This window comes from Bacteroides zoogleoformans (assembly GCF_002998435.1).
In the GTDB taxonomy this organism is placed as follows: domain Bacteria; phylum Bacteroidota; class Bacteroidia; order Bacteroidales; family Bacteroidaceae; genus Bacteroides; species Bacteroides zoogleoformans.
This window is the reverse complement of record NZ_CP027231.1, coordinates 1,082,100-1,104,688: the sequence shown is the minus strand read 5'-3', so window position 1 is coordinate 1,104,688 and position 22,589 is coordinate 1,082,100. Positions and strand designations below refer to the sequence as shown.

Annotated in this window: 23 protein-coding genes and 2 pseudogenes; 21 read left to right on the top strand and 4 right to left on the bottom strand. The window is 43.5% G+C overall.

Annotation, left to right across the window (positions count from 1 at the left end):
- Positions 1-16: 16 nt before the first annotated feature.
- Complete coding sequence (locus tag C4H11_RS04600; protein WP_106040651.1) at positions 17-1,252, bottom strand: fucose isomerase; 1,236 nt, start codon at positions 1,250-1,252, stop codon at positions 17-19.
- 200 nt (positions 1,253-1,452) lie between these two features.
- Between C4H11_RS04600 and C4H11_RS04595 the strand changes: the two genes are divergently transcribed.
- Both C4H11_RS04595 and C4H11_RS04590 read left to right on the top strand, forming a co-directional pair.
- Positions 1,453-2,652 (top strand): pyridoxal phosphate-dependent aminotransferase, encoded by a 1,200-nt coding sequence (locus tag C4H11_RS04595; protein WP_106040650.1) that lies wholly within the window; start codon positions 1,453-1,455, stop codon positions 2,650-2,652.
- 20 nt (positions 2,653-2,672) lie between these two features.
- Positions 2,673-3,917 carry an ABC transporter permease gene (locus C4H11_RS04590; protein WP_106040649.1) on the top strand — a complete coding sequence of 415 codons (1,245 nt, stop codon included), beginning with the start codon at positions 2,673-2,675 and terminating at the stop codon, positions 3,915-3,917.
- A gap of 6 nt (positions 3,918-3,923) precedes the next feature.
- Here C4H11_RS04590 and C4H11_RS04585 read toward each other — a convergent pair whose 3' ends face one another.
- The gene (locus C4H11_RS04585; RefSeq protein ID WP_106043136.1) at positions 3,924-5,096 is read right to left on the bottom strand and encodes a glycosyltransferase; all 1,173 of its coding nucleotides are present in this window, start codon (positions 5,094-5,096) and stop codon (positions 3,924-3,926) included.
- 166 nt (positions 5,097-5,262) lie between these two features.
- Here C4H11_RS04585 and C4H11_RS04580 point away from each other — a divergent pair, with 166 nt between their 5' ends.
- The 11 genes and pseudogenes from C4H11_RS04580 to C4H11_RS04530 all read left to right on the top strand — a co-directional run.
- Positions 5,263-6,453: an IS110 family RNA-guided transposase gene (locus C4H11_RS04580; protein ID WP_106040648.1), complete on the top strand. Its 1,191-nt coding sequence runs from the start codon at positions 5,263-5,265 to the stop codon at positions 6,451-6,453.
- A 591-nt stretch (positions 6,454-7,044) separates the two neighbouring features.
- Positions 7,045-8,055, top strand: coding sequence for a class II fructose-bisphosphate aldolase (locus C4H11_RS04575; RefSeq protein WP_106040647.1), 1,011 nt, complete (start codon positions 7,045-7,047; stop codon positions 8,053-8,055).
- Between the two features lie 596 nt (positions 8,056-8,651).
- Positions 8,652-8,825: a hypothetical protein gene (locus tag C4H11_RS14290; protein ID WP_170231665.1), complete on the top strand. Its 174-nt coding sequence runs from the start codon at positions 8,652-8,654 to the stop codon at positions 8,823-8,825.
- 41 nt (positions 8,826-8,866) lie between these two features.
- Entirely contained in the window at positions 8,867-9,529 is a 663-nt protein-coding gene (locus tag C4H11_RS04565) for a transcription termination/antitermination NusG family protein (RefSeq protein ID WP_234819882.1), read from the top strand.
- A gap of 44 nt (positions 9,530-9,573) precedes the next feature.
- Positions 9,574-10,596: a UDP-N-acetylglucosamine 4,6-dehydratase (inverting) gene (pseB, locus tag C4H11_RS04560; protein ID WP_106040645.1), complete on the top strand. Its 1,023-nt coding sequence runs from the start codon at positions 9,574-9,576 to the stop codon at positions 10,594-10,596.
- Complete coding sequence (locus C4H11_RS04555) at positions 10,593-11,360, top strand: cytidylyltransferase domain-containing protein (protein WP_106040644.1); 768 nt, start codon at positions 10,593-10,595, stop codon at positions 11,358-11,360. The genes pseB and C4H11_RS04555 overlap by 4 nt, the downstream gene beginning before the upstream one ends.
- Positions 11,341-12,684 (top strand): aminotransferase class III-fold pyridoxal phosphate-dependent enzyme, encoded by a 1,344-nt coding sequence (locus tag C4H11_RS04550; protein ID WP_234819881.1) that lies wholly within the window; start codon positions 11,341-11,343, stop codon positions 12,682-12,684. Before C4H11_RS04555 ends, C4H11_RS04550 begins: the two co-directional genes overlap by 20 nt.
- A 9-nt stretch (positions 12,685-12,693) precedes the next feature.
- Positions 12,694-13,755: an N-acetylneuraminate synthase family protein gene (locus tag C4H11_RS04545; protein ID WP_106040643.1), complete on the top strand. Its 1,062-nt coding sequence runs from the start codon at positions 12,694-12,696 to the stop codon at positions 13,753-13,755.
- A gap of 3 nt (positions 13,756-13,758) precedes the next feature.
- Positions 13,759-14,355, top strand: coding sequence for a YdcF family protein (locus C4H11_RS04540; RefSeq protein ID WP_106040642.1), 597 nt, complete (start codon positions 13,759-13,761; stop codon positions 14,353-14,355).
- A 3-nt stretch (positions 14,356-14,358) separates the two neighbouring features.
- Complete coding sequence (locus C4H11_RS04535; RefSeq protein ID WP_106040641.1) at positions 14,359-14,985, top strand: hypothetical protein; 627 nt, start codon at positions 14,359-14,361, stop codon at positions 14,983-14,985.
- Positions 14,986-15,182: 197 nt separating this feature from the next.
- Positions 15,183-15,428: pseudogene (locus C4H11_RS04530) on the top strand (WxcM-like domain-containing protein); the annotation flags it as partial.
- 224 nt (positions 15,429-15,652) lie between these two features.
- Here the strand turns inward: C4H11_RS04530 and C4H11_RS04525 are convergent.
- Positions 15,653-16,033 (bottom strand): integrase core domain-containing protein, encoded by a 381-nt coding sequence (locus C4H11_RS04525; RefSeq protein ID WP_106040639.1) that lies wholly within the window; start codon positions 16,031-16,033, stop codon positions 15,653-15,655.
- A gap of 93 nt (positions 16,034-16,126) precedes the next feature.
- Here C4H11_RS04525 and C4H11_RS04520 point away from each other — a divergent pair.
- The 4 genes and pseudogenes from C4H11_RS04520 (at position 16,127) to C4H11_RS04505 (ending at position 19,572) form a co-directional block, all read left to right on the top strand.
- A pseudogene (locus C4H11_RS04520) lies at positions 16,127-17,259 on the top strand (dTDP-glucose 4,6-dehydratase).
- Positions 17,260-17,275: 16 nt separating this feature from the next.
- Positions 17,276-18,760 carry an O-antigen translocase gene (locus C4H11_RS04515; RefSeq protein WP_106040638.1) on the top strand — a complete coding sequence of 495 codons (1,485 nt, stop codon included), beginning with the start codon at positions 17,276-17,278 and terminating at the stop codon, positions 18,758-18,760.
- Complete coding sequence (locus tag C4H11_RS04510; RefSeq protein WP_106040637.1) at positions 18,747-19,163, top strand: sugar 3,4-ketoisomerase; 417 nt, start codon at positions 18,747-18,749, stop codon at positions 19,161-19,163. Before C4H11_RS04515 ends, C4H11_RS04510 begins: the two co-directional genes overlap by 14 nt.
- Entirely contained in the window at positions 19,150-19,572 is a 423-nt protein-coding gene (locus C4H11_RS04505; RefSeq protein ID WP_106040636.1) for a sugar 3,4-ketoisomerase, read from the top strand. Before C4H11_RS04510 ends, C4H11_RS04505 begins: the two co-directional genes overlap by 14 nt.
- 145 nt (positions 19,573-19,717) lie before the next feature.
- On the opposite strand, the gene C4H11_RS14065 is transcribed toward C4H11_RS04505, so the two are convergent.
- Positions 19,718-19,912 (bottom strand): hypothetical protein, encoded by a 195-nt coding sequence (locus tag C4H11_RS14065; RefSeq protein ID WP_129588276.1) that lies wholly within the window; start codon positions 19,910-19,912, stop codon positions 19,718-19,720.
- Between the two features lie 132 nt (positions 19,913-20,044).
- Between C4H11_RS14065 and C4H11_RS04500 the strand changes: the two genes are divergently transcribed.
- From C4H11_RS04500 to C4H11_RS04485, 4 genes are read left to right on the top strand one after another with little or no spacing between them, the layout of a single operon-like run.
- A complete protein-coding gene (locus C4H11_RS04500; RefSeq protein WP_106040635.1) occupies positions 20,045-20,605 on the top strand; it encodes a GNAT family N-acetyltransferase in 561 nt (186 codons plus the stop codon).
- Between the two features lie 50 nt (positions 20,606-20,655).
- Positions 20,656-21,561 (top strand): ACP S-malonyltransferase, encoded by a 906-nt coding sequence (locus tag C4H11_RS04495; protein ID WP_164996507.1) that lies wholly within the window; start codon positions 20,656-20,658, stop codon positions 21,559-21,561.
- A 42-nt stretch (positions 21,562-21,603) separates the two neighbouring features.
- Positions 21,604-21,831: an acyl carrier protein gene (locus C4H11_RS04490; RefSeq protein WP_106040633.1), complete on the top strand. Its 228-nt coding sequence runs from the start codon at positions 21,604-21,606 to the stop codon at positions 21,829-21,831.
- The gene (locus tag C4H11_RS04485) at positions 21,831-22,589 is read left to right on the top strand and encodes an SDR family NAD(P)-dependent oxidoreductase (protein ID WP_106040632.1); all 759 of its coding nucleotides are present in this window, start codon (positions 21,831-21,833) and stop codon (positions 22,587-22,589) included. Before C4H11_RS04490 ends, C4H11_RS04485 begins: the two co-directional genes overlap by 1 nt.

Genomic DNA, 22,589 nt, shown 5'->3' with positions numbered 1-22,589 from the left:
GGTGCAACCCACCGGATTATTCAATCCGTTTGCACCCGTTTGCTTGCAGAAATTCATTCAGCACATCCTCATAATTGCCATGCAGCATGATGTGATGGTTGCCTAAGGGCGTTTTGAGGAAATAATCGGTGGAAGAATCCAGCTTTACCCTTACTTGCGTGCGACACATATTGATGTAGTTGGTGTTTTCGATCAGTGTGCCGGTGGTTAGATAGTACTCGTCCAAGCTTTCGCTTCCGCATTTTACGATGGTTACGTCTCCCGTAGGCAAGATTCCCTGAATGCTTATGCCGCTTTCCGTTTCAAAATGGTTGCGGATAATGAATTTCTCTGTCTGGGTGATGCCGATGCTGCAATGGGTCAATATGATTTCGTTGGAGCGGGTGTTAATCATCGAAGGATTGGCCATGAAAGAACCTTTTCCGGTCAATGCCTTGACGGCCAGCATACTGAAAACCGACTGCAAATCTCCTTCACATCCGGCCACAATCCCTTCATCGTTGAGCAAAGCAAGTGCAAGGCATCCGGTAGTTCCTGTCTGCTCTATCAGCCGGAAACAACTCAGGGTTATGGCGTTCAACCTCTCTTCTGTCACTATTCTTTTGACGGCACGGTAAAGGCGCATGGCTTTTACCAAATCTTCGGGGGTGGCTTCGCGGCAGACCAATGCTTTTCCGGCCAAATCGGCACATGCCTGGCCTACTTCATCGTCTGTGATTTGTTCGTAATATTCATACACACGTTCCAATGGAATATCTGTGTATTCAATGCCCCAACGGCGTTTGGCAAGCAGGTAATCTACATTGCTGGCCACCAACCAACCCGCCGGAGTGCCTATCACGCCGACACGAGTCCCTGAAAGATTGCGTTGCGCCATGAAGTTGCTGTGAAGAACGAAGATGCGTTTGACAATCTCCGACAGTTCCCCATGAAGGATTTCGCTTTTCATTCCGCGTCCGCGCAGCCATGACGATATTTCGAGTGCTGCGGCCAGCGAGTTCTGCATGCCGTCTGCCAAAAGGATGGCAGGGCGGGGCAGGGATTCGAAATGTTGGATGACCAATCGTTCCACACCTCCGGTGGCAATGAACAGGATGCTGAAATCATCGGACGAGAGTTGGTCGAGATTTTGGTAATCGATGATATTGACGGTAAAATATTTTTCCAGCTCTGTGAGTATCACTTCGTGAGAGTTACGGACAGTGGTCTGTTTATGCAGGATAGAAGCAAAAGCTATTAGGTTGATGACCATGATGTTGTTTTAGTTTTTACTGTTTGCTTTTGTGAGCAAAGCTCTTTTCTTGTTTGCAGATTCAAAAATAAGGGTTTCTTTCTATATGACACAACGTTTTTACGATAAAATAAAGTTTCTAAAGTTTTTATGTCCATGCTTCCTTTCGGTTTCGAATAATTGCGCTACATTTGCAGTTTCAAATAATAAAAAAGACTTCAATGCCAACAATATCTATTCGTGGAACGGAGATGCCCGCATCTCCCATCAGAAAGCTGGCTCCTCTGGCAGACGCCGCCAAACAAAGGGGCATACATGTATTCCATCTGAATATCGGGCAGCCCGACCTCCCTACACCGCAAGTTGCTATTGAGGCGATAAGAAATATCGACCGGAAGATTCTGGAATATAGCCCCAGTGCGGGCTATCGCAGTTATCGCGAGAAGTTGGTGGGCTACTACGAGAAATACAACATCCATCTCACGGCAGACGACATCATCATCACTTCCGGCGGTTCGGAAGCCGTATTGTTCTCTTTTCTGGCCTGCCTCAACCCGGGCGATGAAATCATCGTGCCCGAACCGGCCTATGCCAATTACATGGCGTTTGCCATCTCTGCCGGAGCCAAGATACGTACCATTGCCACTACTATAGAAGAGGGCTTTTCGTTGCCCAAGGTAGAGAAGTTCGAGGAACTGATAAATGAACGTACGCGCGCCATACTGATTTGTAACCCGAATAATCCGACAGGCTATCTTTATACACGGCGCGAGATGAACCAGATTCGCGACTTAGTGAAGAAATACGATTTATTCCTTTTCTCGGACGAGGTGTACCGGGAATTTATTTATACGGGTTCCCCCTATATTTCGGCCTGCCATCTGGAAGGTATCGAAAACAATGTGGTACTGATTGATTCCGTATCCAAGCGTTACTCCGAGTGCGGCATCCGTATCGGGGCTTTGATAACGAAGAATAAGGAGATACGCGATGCAGTCATGAAGTTTTGCCAAGCCCGCCTCAGTCCTCCCCTGATTGGTCAGATTGCGGCAGAGGCTTCGCTTGATGCGAGTGAGGATTATCTGCGCGACACGTATGATGAATATGTGGAACGCCGTAAATGCTTGATTGATGGGCTGAATCGCATTCCCGGTGTCTATTCTCCCATTCCGATGGGAGCATTCTACACCGTGGCTAAATTGCCGGTAGATGATTCCGACAAGTTCTGCGCTTGGTGTCTTTCCGATTTCGAGTACGAAGGGCAGACGGTCTTTATGGCTCCGGCATCAGGTTTCTATACTACGCCGGGTGCCGGGCGTAACGAGGTGCGCATTGCTTATGTGTTGAAAAAAGAAGATCTGACACGGGCGCTATTTGTCTTGCAGAAGGCATTGGAGGCTTATCCGGGGCGTACTGAATAAATGGCTGTCGGGCACAGGGTATGGATTTATCTCGTTTCATAGCGCTTCGCATTTATCGTAATGCACAACCGGGAAAGCAAGTTTCCCGTCCTGCCGTACTTATCGCCATGATTGGCATTGCCATAGGTCTGGCGGTAATGATTATTGCCGTGTCCGTAATCATAGGTTTCAAGAGCGAAGTGCGCGATAAGATTGTCGGCTTCGGTGCGCATATACAGATAAGCAATCTCGATGCCGCACGTTCCTACGAGACACGCCCCGTTGCAGTGGGCGATAGCATGATTGCCGCACTTACCGATTATCTGGAGGTGAAGCATGTGCAACGTTATTCCACCAAACCTGGCATGATAAAGACTTCCGACGCATTTCAGGGAATGGTATTGAAGGGTGTCGGCCCTGAGTATGACAGGACATTCTTCCGCCGACATATCATTCAAGGTGAATTTCCACAGTTCAGTGACTCGGCTTCCTCCAATCGTGTGGTCATCTCAAAGCTACTTGCCGATAAAATGAAGTTGAAGCTTGGCGACAAGATTGACGCGTATTTTATTCAGGATGACGTGCGTGCCCGTCGCTTGAAGATTGTGGGTATCTATCAGACGAACTTTTCAGAATACGACAACCTTTTCCTCCTTACCGATATTTGTTTGGTAAATCGCTTGAATGGTTGGCAACCGGATCAGGTGAGCGGGGTAGAATTGGAAATCCGCGACTATGACAGGCTGGAAGAAGTCACTTATGAGATTGCCGCCGATACAGATCAGTGCTTCGACCGTTATGGCGCCGAATATTGTGTACGTAACGTGGAGCAGCTTAATCCTCCTATTTTTGCCTGGTTGGGCATATTGGATGTGAATATCTGGGTTATTCTTATACTCATGATTGGAGTTGCCGGCTTTACGATGGTTTCCGGTTTGCTGATTATCATCATAGAGCGTACTTCCATGATAGGTGTGCTGAAATCGCTGGGAGCCAATAATTTTACCATTCGTAAGGTTTTTCTCTGGTTTTCAGTCTTTCTGATAGGGAAAGGAATGTTGTGGGGAAATGCTATCGGACTGGCATTCTATTTTGTTCAGCATTGGTTCGGCTTATTCAAACTTGATCCGGAAACGTACTATATGGCTGCGGTTCCGGTATCTTTCAATATCTGGTTGTTCTTATTGCTGAATGTCGGCACCCTATTGGCTGCCGTGCTGATGTTGCTGGGACCCTCTTTCCTGATTACGCGCATCCACCCGGCCACCTCTATCCGATACGAGTAAAAGGTTTCATTTTCTGAGGAAGTTGCTCTTTTTGCGTAACAGGCAGTATAACTTCCAACGCATGGATTGCATCGGTTGCAACAAATCGAACAAGGGGAGTGTGAAGTAGTACCTGCGTTTCTCCTTCAAGTCTTTTGCCGTTTGATTGATGATGATGGCCTGCACGATGAAGCGTAGCAGGAAAAGTGTGAATGCGATTCCGGCTGCCGGCCGGTTGGCATGCAGAATGCCGACGATGAGCAGGGTTATCCATGTCGCATGGAAAGCCAAGCGTGTAAAGGTCTCTCCTCCTGCCAACCATCGTTGCATCCCATGATACAGATAGGATGTAGAAGTATATCCGATTTTCTCCTCTCGCCAGTCTTTGGCCCGCCGGACGGGTTGCATGCGCACGATGGCGTCCGCGTCCGTCTCTATCCTTGTGTTGTCGGCTGTGGCTATGCGGTTGATAAAAAGGTCGTCGTCTCCTCTTTGCAGGTTGAGGTGGGCCGCGAAGCCTTTTTGCTGATAAAACAACTCTTTTCTGTAGGCAAGGTTGCGTCCTATGCCCATGTAGGGGCTGCCGGCCAAGGCAAATCCCAAATAGCGCATGGAGGTGAACAGATTGTCGAAAGACACTTGCTTATGCAACCAGCCTTTGCCGCGTTCATATCCACTGTAACCCAGCACCACCTGAGTGCGCGGCGTGAAGTTGCGTGCCAACAATCGCAACCATTGATTGCTTTGCGGCCGGCAGTTGGCGTCGGTGAATACTACCCAATCGTACTTGCTGGCTTTAATGCCGAGTGTTGCGGCCAGCTTCTTCCGGCTGATATAGCGGGAAGAAGCCGGAACAAAACTGTGGTATAGATGGGGGTATTTTTCTTCGAGCAATGTCAGGTAGTCTTTGCTTTCATCGGTGTTCCCGTCATTGATGACGATAACCTCGTATTGGGGATAGTCTTGCTCCAACACGGCACTCAGGTTGTCGCGTAAATTTTCTGCTTCGTCGTGGGCACAAATGATGATCGATACAGGTGGAAGCGCTTGCGCAAAATGTGTATCACCTTGTTTCACTGCACGGTTTCGGGAGTGAATGCGATTGTACAGACAGAAGTAGTAAAGAGTCTGGATGATGAACAACACGCTTATTGCGACAAGCAATATTTTTTCAGAATTCTCTAATGTGAATGCTTCCATATTCGGCATAAAACTTTTTTTTTGATGCACAAAATTATATAGAAAAATCGAGTTTTTCTATACCGGCGTAATAAAAACCGAGGCCGGGCCACAAACTCAGCTTCATGCTTTGTTTAATTGTTACGAATGTCCTATATTTAAGGAGTGTAACTAAAAAATCTCAAATATGGACAAAGACAGAATCGTGGCCGGCCTCGATGTGCACAAAGATACAGTTTATCTCTGTGTGTTGGACACTGCAGAGACCGTTATTTTTGCAAATGTTTATGGCACATTAACTCCGGATTTGCAACTTATGTGTTCGGATATGGTTTCTCATGGGGTGACAGAGGCGGCAATGGAAAGCACCTCGACCTATTGGGTTCCGGTGTGGAATGCCTTGTGCGATAGCATGTCGCTCAAATTGGTAAATCCTTATTTTATAAAGCAGCTTCCCGGTCGCAAGAGTGATGTGAAAGATGCCCAATGGATAGCGGAGTGTCTGTTGAAGCATCTGATTCGGGGAAGTTTTGTGCCGGAGAAGAGCGTGCAGGATATGCGCAAGTATAACCGTCGCATCTTCGACCTGAATGAAGACCTGAATAAATTGGACGCTGCTTTACAGCGATGTGGTTTCCGGTTAAGTAACTATGTATCCCGCGTCAATGGAAAAAGTTATCAGAAGTGCGTCCGTGCGATAATAACCGGGATAACAGCCCCTGAGGAGTTGGTGAAACTCATTCATGGAAAAACTCTACGTAAATACGGACTTAACATCATAAAGGATGCCGTAACGGGTGACTTTCACCAGGCAGACATCTGTTTATTAAAGCAATACGCAGAGCTTATAGACGTAATCGGGCGACAAATCGAAGAATGCAGGCAAGCTCTCATTGCCATGTGTCAGGAACATTTCCCGAAACAATTCAAACGTCTACAGAGCATCCCCGGTGTTAAAGAACGCGCAGCTTCAGCTATAATTGCGGAGACCGGGGCTGACATGAAACCGTTTGAAAAAGCAACAAATCTTGTTGGATGGTGTGGATTGAAACCACGCAATGATATAAGCAACAATAAAGTCAAGAGCAATAGGACGACGCATGGGAACCGATTCCTGCGTCAGATATTGGTTGAAATATCCTGGGGCGCATCAAGAACCCGAAACTGCTTTTTCTCAAACTTCAGCTACGTGCAATGCACCCAACGGCATAAGAACAAGATGAAGATACAAGTAGCCATCGCCCGAAAGATATTAGTCGCGGTATGGCACATGCTGACAAAAGATGAGGATTTTATGGATGTTTATCTCAAGCGTCTTGAAAAGGAGGCGGAATGGCAAAATAAAATCCGGGAATTAGAATCGTTATTGGTCGGATAGACCATTCCGATATACCTCTATCGACAACATAATTACCTTTGTGCCGCCACATGAGCGCGTTTACAAAATTATTGCATCCATAGAGGGATTGGACACCGGCGTAGTCCTTCCAGGCTGAAGAGGAAAGTAAAAAACTTTATTAGTACAGACGACAAAATACTTGTCGTCTAAAGAGACTTATGGGAAAAGTTTACAAGCTATAATATAACCAAAGGAATACGAATCGGTTAAATATGGATATATAATAGATGGAGATTTTTCTTTTTAGAGGAAAGGTACGAAAAAACACCACAGGGACAGCTGTGAGAGAAGTTTTTTTTAGAGTCCGGAAAGTAACTGGAAAGAAGAGGTCGCGAAGGGTAAATTTATTGATAAAACCGTGTAAGTAAAAGGTGGGTGAAAAGCAGAAATTTGCCGTTTTTTTGTAATATAGAGATTGCAATCTTCTGTTAAATGAAACCAATAGCTTTGAAATAGAATGTAATTGACGGCGAAAACCTGAACTTTTATTCCGGTCGGGTGGTTTAGTTTGAAGGATAATGATTACTTTTGCATAGAATTTTTATTCACTAACAATAAACTTTAAACAAAATGGTAAACTACAAAGATTTAGGACTGGTAAACACAAGAGAGATGTTTGCCAGAGCCATTAAAGGCGGGTATGCTATTCCGGCATTCAACTTCAACAATATGGAACAGATGCAGGCCATCATCAAGGCTGCTGTCGAAACTAAATCTCCTGTCATTCTTCAGGTATCCAAAGGTGCTCGTCAGTATGCCAACGCTACATTGTTGCGCTACATGGCGCAAGGCGCTGTGGAATATGCCAAGGAATTGGGGTGCGCACATCCGGAAATTGTTCTTCACCTGGACCACGGTGATACTTTTGAAACTTGCAAGTCTTGTATCGATTCAGGTTTCTCTTCAGTAATGATTGACGGCTCGCACTTGCCTTACGAAGAAAACGTTGCTTTGACCAAGAAAGTGGTTGAATACGCTCATCAGTTCGATGTAACCGTAGAAGGTGAACTGGGCGTACTGGCCGGCGTGGAAGATGAAGTGTCTGCCGAGCACCACACATATACCAATCCGGAAGAGGTGATTGACTTTGCTACCCGTACCGGTTGCGATTCTCTGGCCATCTCTATCGGAACTTCTCATGGCGCATACAAGTTCAGACCGGAACAGTGCCATGTAGATCCTGCTACCGGCCGTCTGGTTCCTCCTCCTCTGGAATTTGCCGTGCTGGATGCCGTAATGAAGAAACTTCCGGGATTCCCCATCGTTCTTCACGGCTCTTCTTCAGTTCCTCAGGAAGAAGTGGATACCATCAATAAATATGGCGGTAAGCTGGAAGCAGCTATCGGTATTCCTGAAGAACAACTGCGCAAGGCTGCGAAATCTGCCGTTTGCAAAATCAATATCGACTCGGACTCTCGTTTGGCAATGACGGCCGCAGTTCGTAAGGTTTTTGCAGAGAAACCTGCAGAGTTCGACCCGCGTAAGTATCTCGGTCCGGCTCGCGACAATATGGAAAAATTGTACAAGCATAAGATTATCAACGTGCTTGGCTCGGATAATAAATTGGCTCAACCTAATTGATTATAACCTATCCGATTGTAAAAAGGCTATCTCAATTTGCTTTGAGGTAGCCTTCTTTTTTTACGTTCTGTCCTTCTTTTTGTTCTATCAGGAATGATGTTTTCCGTAACTTTGGTTAGAGAGCCAGTAACCCTTTGTACAAAGGTGTTCCGTATGACAGACAGATTTTCGAGTAACAATTTGGCAACCGTTCTATTTGCTACACATTTATCGTATCTGCAATGTCTTTTACCGATATTCTCTTTTTCAGCAATACAAAAATCGTGTATCTTTCCTCATTAGAAAAAAATGATTTCTTTATTATGCCGGTGTAAAAAGCTCATGCTTTTTATGTACTTTTGTGCTGAGGTTAATTGATGATATTTCATAACAATACAAAGTTGATTAATCTCGGGGAGATTTCGGTCTCCCTTTTCTCTTTTTTTGTATTGCTATTGAAATCTTTTGTTTCGTCGGGGCTTTCAGCCCCTTGCCGACAGCGCTCTTCGAGTGTTTTTTATAGTCACCTTCTAATAACAGAGACTATTTGCACTTCTTAGTGGAACTTATCGTTCTGTTGAAATTTTTCTTTTTTTTTAAAAGATAAGCGGTGGGATATGAAAAAAAGCAGTATCTTTGCATCGACAGACGATTCTCTGACCGTTGCGTCGGCGCCATATCCTTGCGATAAGAAGCCGCTTGTAGTCTCGTCCGGCACGCTTTGGCTTTCTTTGGTCTCTTTCTCTTGTATGAGTGAGAGAGGTCGTATGGAGACGCCGCCGGAAAAGTGAAAAAGAAGAGGATTGAATAGTTCTAAGGCTTTCATCAGTTTGTGAAAAAAAATACAGAAAAGAGTTCGCTCAAGCCTCGGAAGACAGCGGCGGTTGCAGAAACCGACGACGCCGTAGGCGTACCCGCCGCGGAGAAAACACCCGCAATGAAGCAGTGGTACATCGCCATTGTGGGCAACAACTCCGAGCGCATCTGCCGCGACAAGCTCGAAGCCCGCATTGCCGCTCAGCCCTCCGGCGCCAAGGATTACGAAGTCTATGTCCCCGTCCAGCAAACGCTCTGTGTCCGTGCCGACGGCAAGCGCCGCACCGTAGAGCGCATCCTCTTTCCCTCCATGCTCTTCATCCGTTGTACGGAGCAGCTGCGCCGCCGGGACATCGTCCGCCTGCCCTACATCAAACGCTTCATGGTGAACATCGCCGGCAAGCCTGGCGCTACAGGCATCCGCCCCGTAGCCGTCATCCCCGACAGCCAGATGTGCAGCCTCAAACGGATGGTGAACGACGGCGACAGCGAAGTCTCCATCGCCCCCATCGATATCCCCCTTGGAGCCAAAGTCCGTGTCAACGGCGGCAAGCTCATGGGGCTGGAAGGGTATGTGCTGGAAGTTGGAGATGGAAAAAACTACTTGGTGATACGGGTGGATATGCTGGGATGCGCCAGGATGGAGATTGCGGGGGGGATGCTGGAGGTGGTGGGGTAGAAACTTATAACCAAAGAAAAGGCTATAACTAATATTTTATTATAATGTTGAATAATAAAGTCGTATTGATTACCGGAGGAACTGGTTCGTTCGGTAAGAAGTTTGTGGAAACGATTTTACGTGATTATCCGCAAGTGAAAAAAATCATTATCTATTCACGTGATGAACTCAAACAATTTGAGTTAAAACAAAAGTATCCGGAAAGAAAATATCCGCAACTTCGCTTCTTTATTGGGGATGTTCGTGATTTGGAACGTCTGACGCGTGCTTGTGAGGGAGTAAATGTGATTATCCATGCTGCTGCAATCAAACAGGTGGATACGGCGGAGTATAATCCGGAAGAGTGCATAAAGACCAATGTGCATGGAGCGCAGAATGTAATTAAAGCGGCTTTGGCAACAGGCGTAAGTGATGTTGTCGCACTTAGCACCGATAAGGCATGCGCACCTATCAACCTCTATGGTGCTACGAAATTGACTAGTGATAAGCTTTTCTGTGCAGCCAATAACATCAAGGGTAGTAAGGATATCCGGTTCTCAGTGGTTCGTTACGGTAACGTAATGGGCTCTCGAGGTTCCGTTATTCCTTTCTTCATTAAATTGAGAGATCAGGGCGCTAAGGAACTGCCTATTACTGATATGCGTATGACGCGATTTAATATTTCCTTGGAAGCAGGTGTCGCTATGGTGATGTATGCTATTGGTCATCATCTTGGTGGGGAGATTTTTATTCCTAAGATTCCTTCATATAAGATTTGCGACGTTGCTACTGCAATAGCACCAAACCTTAAGCAGGTAGAGGTAGGAATACGCCCAGGTGAGAAGCTTCACGAGGAGATGATTACGGTTACAGATGCACTAGACACCATAGATTTGGGTAAATACTATGTAATCATGCCATCTGTGTCTTACATACATACTCGCGAAGAGTTTATCAAACATCATAATGCGAAATTGGTTTCTGATGGATTCCATTATAGTTCGGATATCAATACTGAGTGGGAAACAGTGGAGTCTATGCGTGAAAACATCAAGAAATATGTTGATCCAAATTTCGAGGTAAAATGAAAGTGTTAGCAATCACTCAAGCCCGTTACGGCTCAGCCCGCTTTCCTGCAAAAATATTGAAGGAAGTGAATGGTGTTACATTATTGGAGCTCCACCTTCGCCGCATTATACAGTCGAAGATGATAACCAAACTTAAGGTGGCTACCACTGATGAGGAAGGATCCAAGTATATCATTGACATCTGCGATAAAGTAGGTGTGGAATATTGTCAGGGTTCAGTGGATGATGTACTTGACCGTTTCTATCAGACGGCTAAGCCTGAGAATCCGGATTATATAGTGCGTGTTACCTCCGACTGCCCTCTGATTGATTCGGATATTATTGACCAGACCATCAAGACTTGTATTGATGGTGGCTATGACTATGCATCAAACACCTTGATTCCTACCTATCCTGATGGAATGGATGTTGAGGTATTCAAGTTCTCTGTTTTGGAAGTTGCGTGGAAGGATGCCAAACTGCCCAGCGAACATGAACATGTGACTCCTTACATCAAGAAAAACTCCACGGTAATGGGTGGTACTATCTTTAAGTCATTCAATGTGGTGAATGATGTGGATTTGTCCGCACTCCGCATCACGGTTGATGAACAGCGCGACTTTGAGGTTATTAAGGTTCTCATTGAGAACGTTGGAGTTGATAAGCATTGTGCTGACTATGTGAACTATTTGGATATGCACAAGGATGTGAAGGACATTAATTCTTCCATCATGCGCAATGAAGGATATGCTAAGTCTTTGGCAAATGATAAAGAAATTAAATAATCAGATAAAATTTATTATGGGAAAAGGTCAAGAGCTTTACAAGAAAGCAAAAACAATGATTCCTGGAGGAACCTCTCTCCTTTCTAAGAGACCTGAGCAATTATTGCCCGAGAGTTGGCCTTCATATTACAGTAAATCTAAAGGCTGTGAAGTATGGGATTTGGATGGTAACCATTACTATGACTGTTCCATGATGGGCATTGGCACCAACACCCTTGGTTATGCCAATGACGCTGTTGATGAGGCTGTTATGGAGGTGGTTAAGAATGGTAATATGACTACGCTTAATTGCCCTGAGGAGGTTTATCTGGCTGAAAAACTTCTTTCGATGGAGACTTGGGCAGGTGGTGTTCGTTATACTCGTGGCGGTGGCGAAGCCAACTCTATGTGTGTTCGTATTGCTCGTGCTTTTACTGGAAAAGACAAAGTTGCTATTTGTGGTTATCACGGATGGCACGACTGGTATGTATCTGTGAATTTAGGTGAGAGTAATGCTCTTGCAGGGCACCTTCTCCCTGGTATTCCTACCAATGGTGTACCCAGTGAACTTCGTGGGACGGCTATTCCTTTTCACTACAACAACTTTGAGGAACTGCTTGACATTGTCAACAAGAATCCAGATTTGGCTATTGTCAAGATGGAAGTATGTCGTAACTTTGGTCCTGAGGACAACTTTCTTGGAAAGGTTCGTGACCTTTGTACCGAACGTGGCATCATCCTTATCTTTGATGAATGTACTAGTGGTTTTCGTGAGACTTTTGGTGGCCTGTTCAAGAAATATGGTGTGATTCCTGATATGACCATTTATAGCAAGACCATGGCTAATGGTTATGCTTGCGCCGCAGTAATTGGTCGCAAGGATATAATGGAAGCTGCTCAGGGTTCTTGGATTAGCTCTACTTTCTGGACAGAGCGTATTGGACCTACTGCTGCACTGGCTGCTATGGCAGAGATGGAGCGCATGAAGTCTTGGGAAATTATTACCGCCAAGGGTATGGAGAATAAGCGTCGTTGGCAGACATTGGCAGACAAGTATGGTCTGAAGATTATCCAATGGGGTATTCCTGCATTGGCTGGTTATAACTTCGATAGCCCCAACCATCTTGCTTACAAAACCTACATCACACAGCAGATGTTAAAGAAGGGTTTCCTGGCAGGTAACAGCATGTATCCTTGCATTGCCCACACGTCTGATATCATTGACCATTACTTTGAGGAGTTGGATAAGGTGTTTGCCGATATCCGTGACTTCGAAGATGGTCGCGATGTAATGAAAGCACTGGAAGGCCCTGTTTGTCAATCCGGTTTTAAACGCTTAAATTAATAATCAAATATGTTGGATTTTAATCAAAACATCAAGATCGGTGACCGTATGATAGGTCTCGACTATCCCACCTATATCATTGCTGAGATTGGTGGTAACTTTGATGGTAGTCTTGATAAGGCAAAACGCCTGATTGACGCCGCCAAGACCGCAGGTGCTGACTGCGCCAAATTCCAAACCTTCAAAGCCGAGAGCATTGTCTCTGAGGGCGGTTTCTCAAAGATGGAACTTCACGGCGTACATGGCTCATGGGGGCGTACCGTGAGCGAGGTATTCAGGGATGTGGAACTCCCGCTGGAGTGGCATCAGGAGTTGGCAGACTATTGTGCAAAGATAGGTATTGACTTCTCAACCTCTCCTTACAATAAGGAGGCCGTTGACCTCTGCGCCAAGATGAAGCTACCTTTTATCAAGATTGGCTCTGGTGAAATCACTTGGCTGGAAATGCTGGACTACATTGCTCGTAAGGGTATGCCTATCATGCTGGCTACAGGTGATGCCACCATGTCTGAGATTGATGAGGCTGTGCGCACCATTGAGAGGACTGGTAACAAGGACTTTGTACTGATGCAGTGCATTACCAACTATCCTTCCAAGCTGGAGAGTGCCAATGTTAACGTGCTGAAGACCTATCAGAGCGCCTTTGGCTGCCTGACCGGTTACAGCGATCATGCACCCGGCTCCGTTGTGGCCATTGCTTCTGTGGTTCTGGGCGGTCGCGTGATTGAGAAGCACTTTACGCTGGACAAGAAGGACAAGGGCCCTGACCATCCTCATTCTATGGAGCCTACTGAGTTTAAGTTTATGGTGGATAGTATCCGTGAAGTTGAAAAGGCTATGGGTAGCACTCGTAAGGAAGTGCAGAAGGAGGAAGGCGAGACCGTATTCGTACAACGTCGTTGCCTCTATGCCAGGAAGGATTTGAAGAAAGGCCAGGTGATTACTGAAGGTGATTTGGACGTGTTGCGTCCTGCCCTGGGTATTCTGCCTAAGTATAAGGACGTGATCATTGGCAAGACTGTCAATAAGGACATCCTTGCCCGTGATCCTATTTTCTGGGAAGATCTTTAATAGATGATTACAGATAGAGAAATTATCATGGCAATTGTCAACAACGATTGCTTGAAACCTTCGGATGCCATCATTCTCTTGGAGGGCGATGGCTTCCATAGGTATCAAAAAGCTGTCAACCTTTATCATCGAGGTATGGGCAAAAAGATTGTCTTCAGTGGTGCTATTGTTCAGAAAGAATATGGCAGTTATCCATTTGAGGAAATAAAGCCGCTTATCCTAAAAGCGGGAGTTCTTGAAGAAGATTTGATTCATGAGAATAAATCTCTTCAGACACAACAACAAGCTGTCGAGATTGTAAAGATGGCTATGGAGAATGGCTGGAAACGTCTTGCATTGGTGGCCTCACACGAGCATCAGTACCGTGCTTATTTGACTTTCCTGCGTCAAGTGCTTGATTCAAAAAGTGGTATCATCCTCTATAATGCGCCTGCAAGAAATCTCAAATGGTTTGTGGATAGTGGATGGGGGATGCGCTTTGATCGACTTAAAGGAGAATTCGATAGGATAGAAAATTATACAGCATTAGGCCATTTGGCAAATGTTGAAGAGGTTGTTAAATATCAGAGGTGGAAAGAATCTTTTCTTGATAATAAATAAAAAATGAGTAATATCACTATAGAAAGAGCTAAGGAGATTATGAGCGATGCTTTCATTGGACTTGATGAACTTCAAGCATGTGCGCCTATTTTAAATTTCTCATACCCTGTAAAACTGCCAACAATTCCTTATTCGGAAGAAGAACTTTCAGAAGTTAAGAATCATTATTGTTTAGTTCTTGGATTGTCTGAATTTGAGGATAGTAAAAAAGTCACCATTCGAAATATGAAGTCTATTTTTGGTAAAGACTCAGGAGTATGTGAACCTTGTTTCTACAATCAGGATTGGTATGAACAGGAAGACTTTATTGATTTAGCAATGAAAGAAGGTTGGTATCTTATTCGTAAGGATGTATTTGAAGATAGTCGCGCTGTCATGCCAACAGAATTGATGATGACAATCTCATTCCCAACTGCTATTCAGTGTACCTATTCATTCTTTGTCCTTTGGCTATCAAAGAGAAAGAAGCTATGGTATCACGATTTTGTATGGTGCTCTGATGTAGATCACAATGGTGATAGAATCTATTGTGGCAAATATCATGACGTGGATGGTGTGAATAAGAATGGTTTTAGTATTCATAGACATTTGGCACTGAGACCTTGCTATGGGGCGATTACAATTTTGTAAAATATATAACATGAAAGTTTTTCTTCTTGCAGGAGGCGTTGTCCCAGAAAGGCATTTTTTAATATAATTTCGTAATATAACACTTGTTGATTGCCTCTGCATTTTGGGGAGGATTGTTGAAAAGTAATAAAAAAACTAAAATTTGGCTGTTGCAAGTCTTTCTGGAATGTAAAAAAAACAGATATAAAACATAAAATATGGAACAACCAAAAATAATACAGCTCCTCAAGATTGGAGATAAAAGGGGAAATTTGTCTATTATAGAGGAGTTTAAACAGATCCCTTTTAAGATTGAACGTGCATATGTACCTGGAGGAGAAAAAAGAGGAGGGCATGCTTATTATGAGAATTGTGAATTCATAGTAGCAATGTCAGGTAGCTTTGATGTAATCTTGGATGATGGTAAGGATAAACATATCTTTTCTTTAAACCGCTGTCTTTTCCTGATTTAGCTATACGCTTTTTCTGTTTATAAACGATATCAGTAGACTGTTCTTTAGAATATCGTACTGCTTCAGTAGTCACTTCCTCCTAAGCCATGCTGATATGGTAGACACACTTAAGTGAGTTGTCCTGATTCTGTAGACAGTCGTCTTGCCGGATTTACAGCGTCCGTGCTTGCTTGTTCGGCAAGACAGGGTGCCCCCGGATGGGGAATCTGTTTTTGTCAGGTACGCCGGCATACGCCTTCTCCCGGACTTGTTGTTCGGCTTTGCAAAGATATTGTATCCTTCTCTTTATTGCTACTTTTAGAAGGATATTTTTTCTTTTGCCACCCTTTCTTCTGTATTCCCTTCTCCAGATGCGCCACAGCGGGTATTTTGTATCCGATGCTCATATGCAGTCTGCGATGGTTATAAAAATGTATGCAGCGGCCTATTACATTTCTTGCATGCCCGATGTCATTGAACCGGTGTCGAGAATGGCTACTTTCCGTCTTAATAATTCCGTTGATACGTTCCGCAACGGCATTGTCGGTCGGTTTGTAGTCTTCCGTCATACTGATGGCAATGCCATGTTTCTGAAGAAGTGTGTATACCTGTCTCATTCTAAGATAGTTACACTTTTTCTGCAAATCGATGATTACTCCGCAATAAATATCATGCGGGCTTGATTGTGACTTTTTATCAAGTATAAAAATATGAAAAATATCGTTGTCACTGGTGGTGCCGGTTTCATTGGCATCCACGTTGTTCGCCTTTTCGTAAACAGGTACCCCGAGTACAACATCATCAACCTAGATAATTTCACATACGCTGGCAACCTCGCCAACCTCAAAGATGTTGAGGATAAGCCCAACTACAAGTTCATCAAGATGAATATATGTGACTTCGATGCATTCTATAAGCTGATGCAGGACGAGAAGATTGATGGCATCATCCATCTTGCTGCTGAAAGTCATGTTGATAGAAGCATCAAAGACTCGTTCACTTTTGCTCGAACTAATGTGATGGGTGCCTTGAGCCTTCTTCAGGCTGCAAAGCTTTATTGGGAATCACTCCCTGAGAAGTATGAGGGCAAGCGCTTCTATCATATCTCAACCGATGAAGTCTATGGCGCATTTGAAATGGCCAATCCTGAGGAAATTGAACCTCCGTTCACCACAACTCAAGTTCTTCTGAACATCATTTTGCTTACGGCAAGGACTTCTTTTATGAAATCACCAAGTATAATCCTCACTCACCATATTCAGCAAGCAAGGCTAGTAGCGACCATTTTGTCCGTGCCTTCCACGATACCTACGGCATGCCAACTATCGTGACCAACCGCTCTAATAATTACGGTTCCTATCAGTTCCCAGAGAAGCTGATACCGCTGTTCATCAACAACATCTGCCACCGCAAGCCTCTCCCTGTTTATGGCAAGGGCGAGAATGTACGCGACTGGTTGTATGTCGTGGATCATGCCCGTGCAATAGATGTGATTTTCCACAAGGGTACTATTGCAGAGACTTACAACATTGGCGGTTTTAATGAGTGGAAGAACATTGATATCATCCATACCGTTATCAAGACAGTGGACCGTCTCCTTGGCCGTCCAGAGGGTGCCGACCTTGACCTCATTACGTACGTCACCGACCGTTTCGGTCATGATGCACGTTATGCTATTGATAGCACCAAACTGCAGAAGGAAATTGGCTGGGAACCATCACTCCAATTTGAAGAGAGCATCGAGAAGACAGTGAAGTGGTGCCTTGAGAACGAAGCCTGAATGGACAACATCACGAGCGGAGAGTATGAGAAGTACTACGAGGATATGTATAAAGGAAGATAAATGAGTGATATATAAAATGTCTGATAATACATCATCATATAGAAGTATTTTTAAAGCGACATCATTATTTGGAGGTGTTCAGTTTTATCAAATTCTGATTCAAATAATAAAGTCGAAAGTTATCGCAATTCTTCTTGGTCCAGCTGGTGTCGGAGTGCTAGGCTTGTTTCAGAGTGGTTTACAATTAGTACAACAAATAACTAATATGGGACTTGCCTCAAGTGCGGTACGTGACGTATCTGAAGCTAATGGTTCGGGTAATCTTCAAAGAATATCCAAAACCGTTACAGTTGTTCGTAGATTAGTTAGAATAACCGGAGTTTTAGGGTTATTAGGTGTCGTTTTTATATCACCTCTTTTGAGTAAGTCCGCGTTTGGTAACTACGATTACTCTATTCCATTTGTTTTTCTATCGTTTACTTTACTTTTTGATCAATTATCAGCTGGACAAAAAGTGGTACTTCAAGGGTTAAGAAGATTAAAGGAACTTGCTAAGTGTTCAGCGATTGGTATTACTATAGGATTATTAGTTTCTATACCTTTTTATTATTGGTTAGGAATAAACGGCATTGCTCCAACGTTGGTATTAACAAGTTTATGCTCCTTGGTTATATCATGGTTATATTCTAGAAAAATCAAAATTGAAAAGAATAATATTTCTTTGAAGCAAACTTTTTCCCATGGTCGGCAAATGCTTGTTATGGGTATATCTATGAGTATTAGCGGCATACTGGCAACGGCAGTAGCATACATAACAAGGAGTTATATTCAGAGTCTTGGTGGAGTAGGGGAAGTAGGTTTATATCAAGCTGGTTTTATGATTATGACAACCTATGTCGGACTAGTCATGAATGCCATTGCAACAGATTATTATCCTCGATTAGCTTCTATAAATAAGGATAATAATAAATGCAGAAATGCCGTATGTCAGCAAGGAGAGATAGGGACATTGATACTAGCACCTTTGCTCACAATTTGCCTTTTGTTTATGCCATTTGTGTTAGAAATTTTATACAGCGATAAGTTCCTATCTGCAAATTTGTATATTTCATGGGCATGTTTAGGTATGTTACTTAGATTGGGTTCTTGGGTAATTAGTTATTTGTTTGTTGCAAAAGCTGAATCCAAATTATTCATGCTCAACGAGGTTTTTGCATGTTCTTATGGGTTGATATTTAATATACTAGGTTATAAGGTATTGGGGTTAGAGGGTGTTGGAATAGCTTTTGCCCTAACTTATTTTATTTATTTCATACAAGTCTATGTCATAGCAAGAAATAAATACTCATTTGAGTTTAGCATACAGTTTGTTAAGTGTTATGGGATTCAATTATTATTCGTAATAAGCAGTTTAGTGTTAGTCTTAGTAACAGATGGATTTATTAAGTACCTATTAGGCTCATTAATTATTTTTACTTCATTAATTCATGGAATTATGGGACTTAATCATAGAATCGATATTTTGACAATAATTAAAAAGAAAAACAATGACAAAAGATGATGTAAAACTCGTTGAATTGCCTCGTTTTAATGATCCACGAGGAAATCTTTCTTTTGCAGAGCAGAATAACCATATCCCGTTTTCAATACAGAGGATTTACTGGATTTATGATGTTCCTGGTGGAGAAAATCGAGGTGGACATGCTTACAGAAAAACATCAGAGTTTATCATCGCCATTTCTGGTGGTTTTGATGTAACGGTCGATGATGGAATAAATCGGAAGACGTTTACTCTCAATCGCTCTTATTATGGTCTCTATATTCCCAATGGCTTGTGGCGTCAGATGGAGAATTTCTCTACTAACTCACTTGCATTGGAATTTGCAGATACTAAGTATGATAAAAAGGACTATATCATAGAATACAAGCAATTTGTTAAGTTAAAAGAGGATGGAGAAATTTAATGTATTTGATTGCTCTATCATAGAGCTCGACAGACATCATTCAGATCGCAAGGGTAATCTTACTGTTGTGCAAAATGGCGAGACCCTTCCTTTTGATGTTAAACGTGTATACTATTTATATGATGTGCCAGGTGGAGAAGAGCGTGGAGCCCATGCTCATCGTGATTTGAGTCAACTTATAATTGCAGCTTCTGGTTCATTTAATGTAACTCTAGATGATGGCAGATGCAAGCGTACATTCTTCTTGAACCGACCCTACCAGGGTTTGTATGTGAAGCCTGGAATGTGGCGTGACCTAGGGGATTTCTCTTCTGGTGCTGTTTGTATGGTACTAGCGTCTGATATATACATAAAGGAGGATTACATACGTGATTATAACGAATTTTTAGAATACAGAAAGACTAAATAATTCAAGTTTCGGATTTAGAATTTACGCTGTTTGCGCATACGCTCTAAGTGTCGCCAGTCTTTTGTCATTTTCAATAATCTGCATAGTCAAATCGTCAGAATCTGCACCCGTAAGTTCAGCTACGGTAGCAACAACTTCAATATAATTACCCTGCACGTGAGAGAATAACCAATATCTGAAGATTGGTAAGTCGGCAGTTCTTGCGTTTCATTCCTCCAAGGCTGCGGCAGTCCAAATTGATGTTGTCAAGTAGTCGGGTGAACGTATCCATTACTATGCTACGATGTTTTTCACTGAAAAAATGGCGGATTTCTGAAAGAATTTTTGTAAATTTGCTCATGGCTTCGAGTTTTGAGTAATGTTTTTTACACATCTAATTTACTTATTTTCCGTGATATATGGAAATGCTCAAAGTCTTTTTATGCAATTTTTTAGTTCTTCAGACTAAACCCGAAACTTGAGTAAATAATTTATGAGATTAATCGAAAAAGACTTCACATACGAAAAGTATGGTTTACATGCAAGACTTGTGGAAGAATCTGACGCTGAATTTATCTTCAGACTTCGATCTGATGCAACTCGGTCAAAATATATTCATGACATTGAGGGAGGTGTCGAAAACCAGGTTGAATGGATTCGAAATTATAAAAAACGAGAGGAAGAAGGCACGGACTATTATTTTATATTTTATAGGGATGAGATACCTGTCGGTTTAAACCGTATTTACAGCATTCATGATAGAACATATACCGGAGGTAGTTGGGTTATGGCTCCGGAAGCTTCTATGGAAGAGGTTATTGCATGTCCAATTATGATGCGAGAAATCGCGTTTGAAGTGTGCGGAATGGAGTTTGAAGATGATTATGATGCATGCCATGTTGATAACAAGAAAGTTATTAAATATAATCTTATGAGTGGAATGAAGATATGTAAGCATTTTCAAGATGTCAAAGGTGAATATGTGGCTATGTCTATGACCAAGGAAGATTTTGAGTCGCATAAACCAAAATTATTAAAAATGATAGGATATTAATATATATGAAAGCATTCGTTTTCCCTGGCCAAAGTAGCCAGAAGCTCGGTATGGGTAAGGACCTGTACGAGAAGTGTCCGAAGGCGAGAGCCATCTTTGAGCACGCCAATGACATCCTTGGTGAGCGGTTCTCGGACTTCCTGTTTGAAGCATCGGAGGATGTCCTGATGGATACCCGTTATACACAACCTGCTATCTTCATCTACCAGGTGGCTGCTGCCCTTGGTCAGGATGCAGTCTTGGCCGATTGTACTGCAGGCCATTCACTTGGCGAGTATGCTGCTCTTGTAGTAGCCGGCGCTCTTAGCTTTGAGGAGTGTCTGCCATTCATCAAGACTCGCGGACAGGTGTTCTATGATGTCTTCCAGCGCAATCCTTCTGCCATGGGTGCAGTTATTGCAGTTCCTGATGAGCAGGTGCGTGAAGTGCTGAAGCAAGTGAGCGAGGAGGATAACACCGGCCTTTATGTGGCCAACTATAATGGCCCTGGCCAGTTGGTTATTACCGGAGCTCGCGATTCTGTAAAGAAAGCATGTAAGATACTGAAAGGTATGGGTGCAAAACGTGCTTTGGTTCTCCCTCAGAAGGGTGTGGGTCATTCACCTAACTCTGCTGAAGAGGGTCGCATACTTGGTGAAGAGCTGAAGAAGATGCATTGGATGACTCCACGTGTGCCTATTTATATGGATGCCGATGGAAAGGAACATACTGACCCTCAGGATATTCTTGAGACAGAGTTGAAGCTGATGACCTATCCTGTTCAATGGACTGATATCACCATGAATATGAAAGCTAATGGCGTGACCGAATGGTATGAGGTGGGTTGTGACGATACCCTCCAGAAGATTGTGGCTCGCATGGTGCCCGATCTTACAGTAAAGAGCATTTGGGACACCCTTGAGTACCAAGGTGTAAAACCGTATGAAAATCCGGATTTTGAAAAACCGTTTAAATAATATTTTTAGTTAACATTTAAAAATAATTAAAATTTTACAATTGTGAATTTGGAAGAATTTGTAAGTCGTTTCGCAGAAGAGTTCAACGAAACTGAAGAGTCAATGTTCACTGCTGGTACTCACTTCCGTGAGCTCGAAGAGTGGGGCTCTCTGACCGCTCTCTCAATCATCGCTATGGTTGACGAAGAGTTTGACAAGAGCATTACTGGTGCAGACATCCGTTCTTGCACTACTATCGAGGATTTGTATAACGTAATCCTGTGCAAGTAATGGCATATAATCCCTTTTCTCTAGCAGGAAAGACCATACTCGTAACGGGTGCTTCGTCCGGTATCGGACGAGGCATTGCCGTTGAGTGCTCCAAGATGGGAGCTAAAATGGTTATTAACGGTCGTAATCAGGAACGTTTGAACGAAACTCTTGGCATGTTGGAGGGTGAAGGACACTTTGCTATCCAGGCCGATCTGTCAAATCAGGAGGATATTGACAAGGTGGTAGCGGAATGCCTCGAAATTAATGGCATAGTTCATAGTGCAGGTATTCCTAAAATATGTGGTGTAAAGAACATCAAACGTGAGTTGTTAGAAGAAATTGTCAACGTAAATGAGTTGGCTCCAATCCTTCTTACCTCTGGTTTGCTGAAGAAAAAGAAACTCGTAAAGAGGTCTTCTATTGTCTTCATCGCATCAATGTCAGGTGTATTTATTGGCAATACAGGCGAGTCTCTATATGATGCAACAAAGGGTGCATTAGCAGGCTTCACCAAGAGTGCTGCTTACGAACTTGCTGCCATGGGTACACGTGTTAACACTATCTGCCCAGGTCTTGTTCCAACAAGCATTCTTGACCTGGCAAACGAAATGTTCTCTGAGGAACAGCTGAAAGAGACGATGTATGGCCGCTACCCTTTGAAGCGTGTGGGTACACCAGAAGATATTGCTAATGGTGCTATCTATCTGCTGTCTGACGCATCAACTTGGGTAACTGGTATTAATCTTTTAATTGACGGTGGTTACTGTCTTGCATAA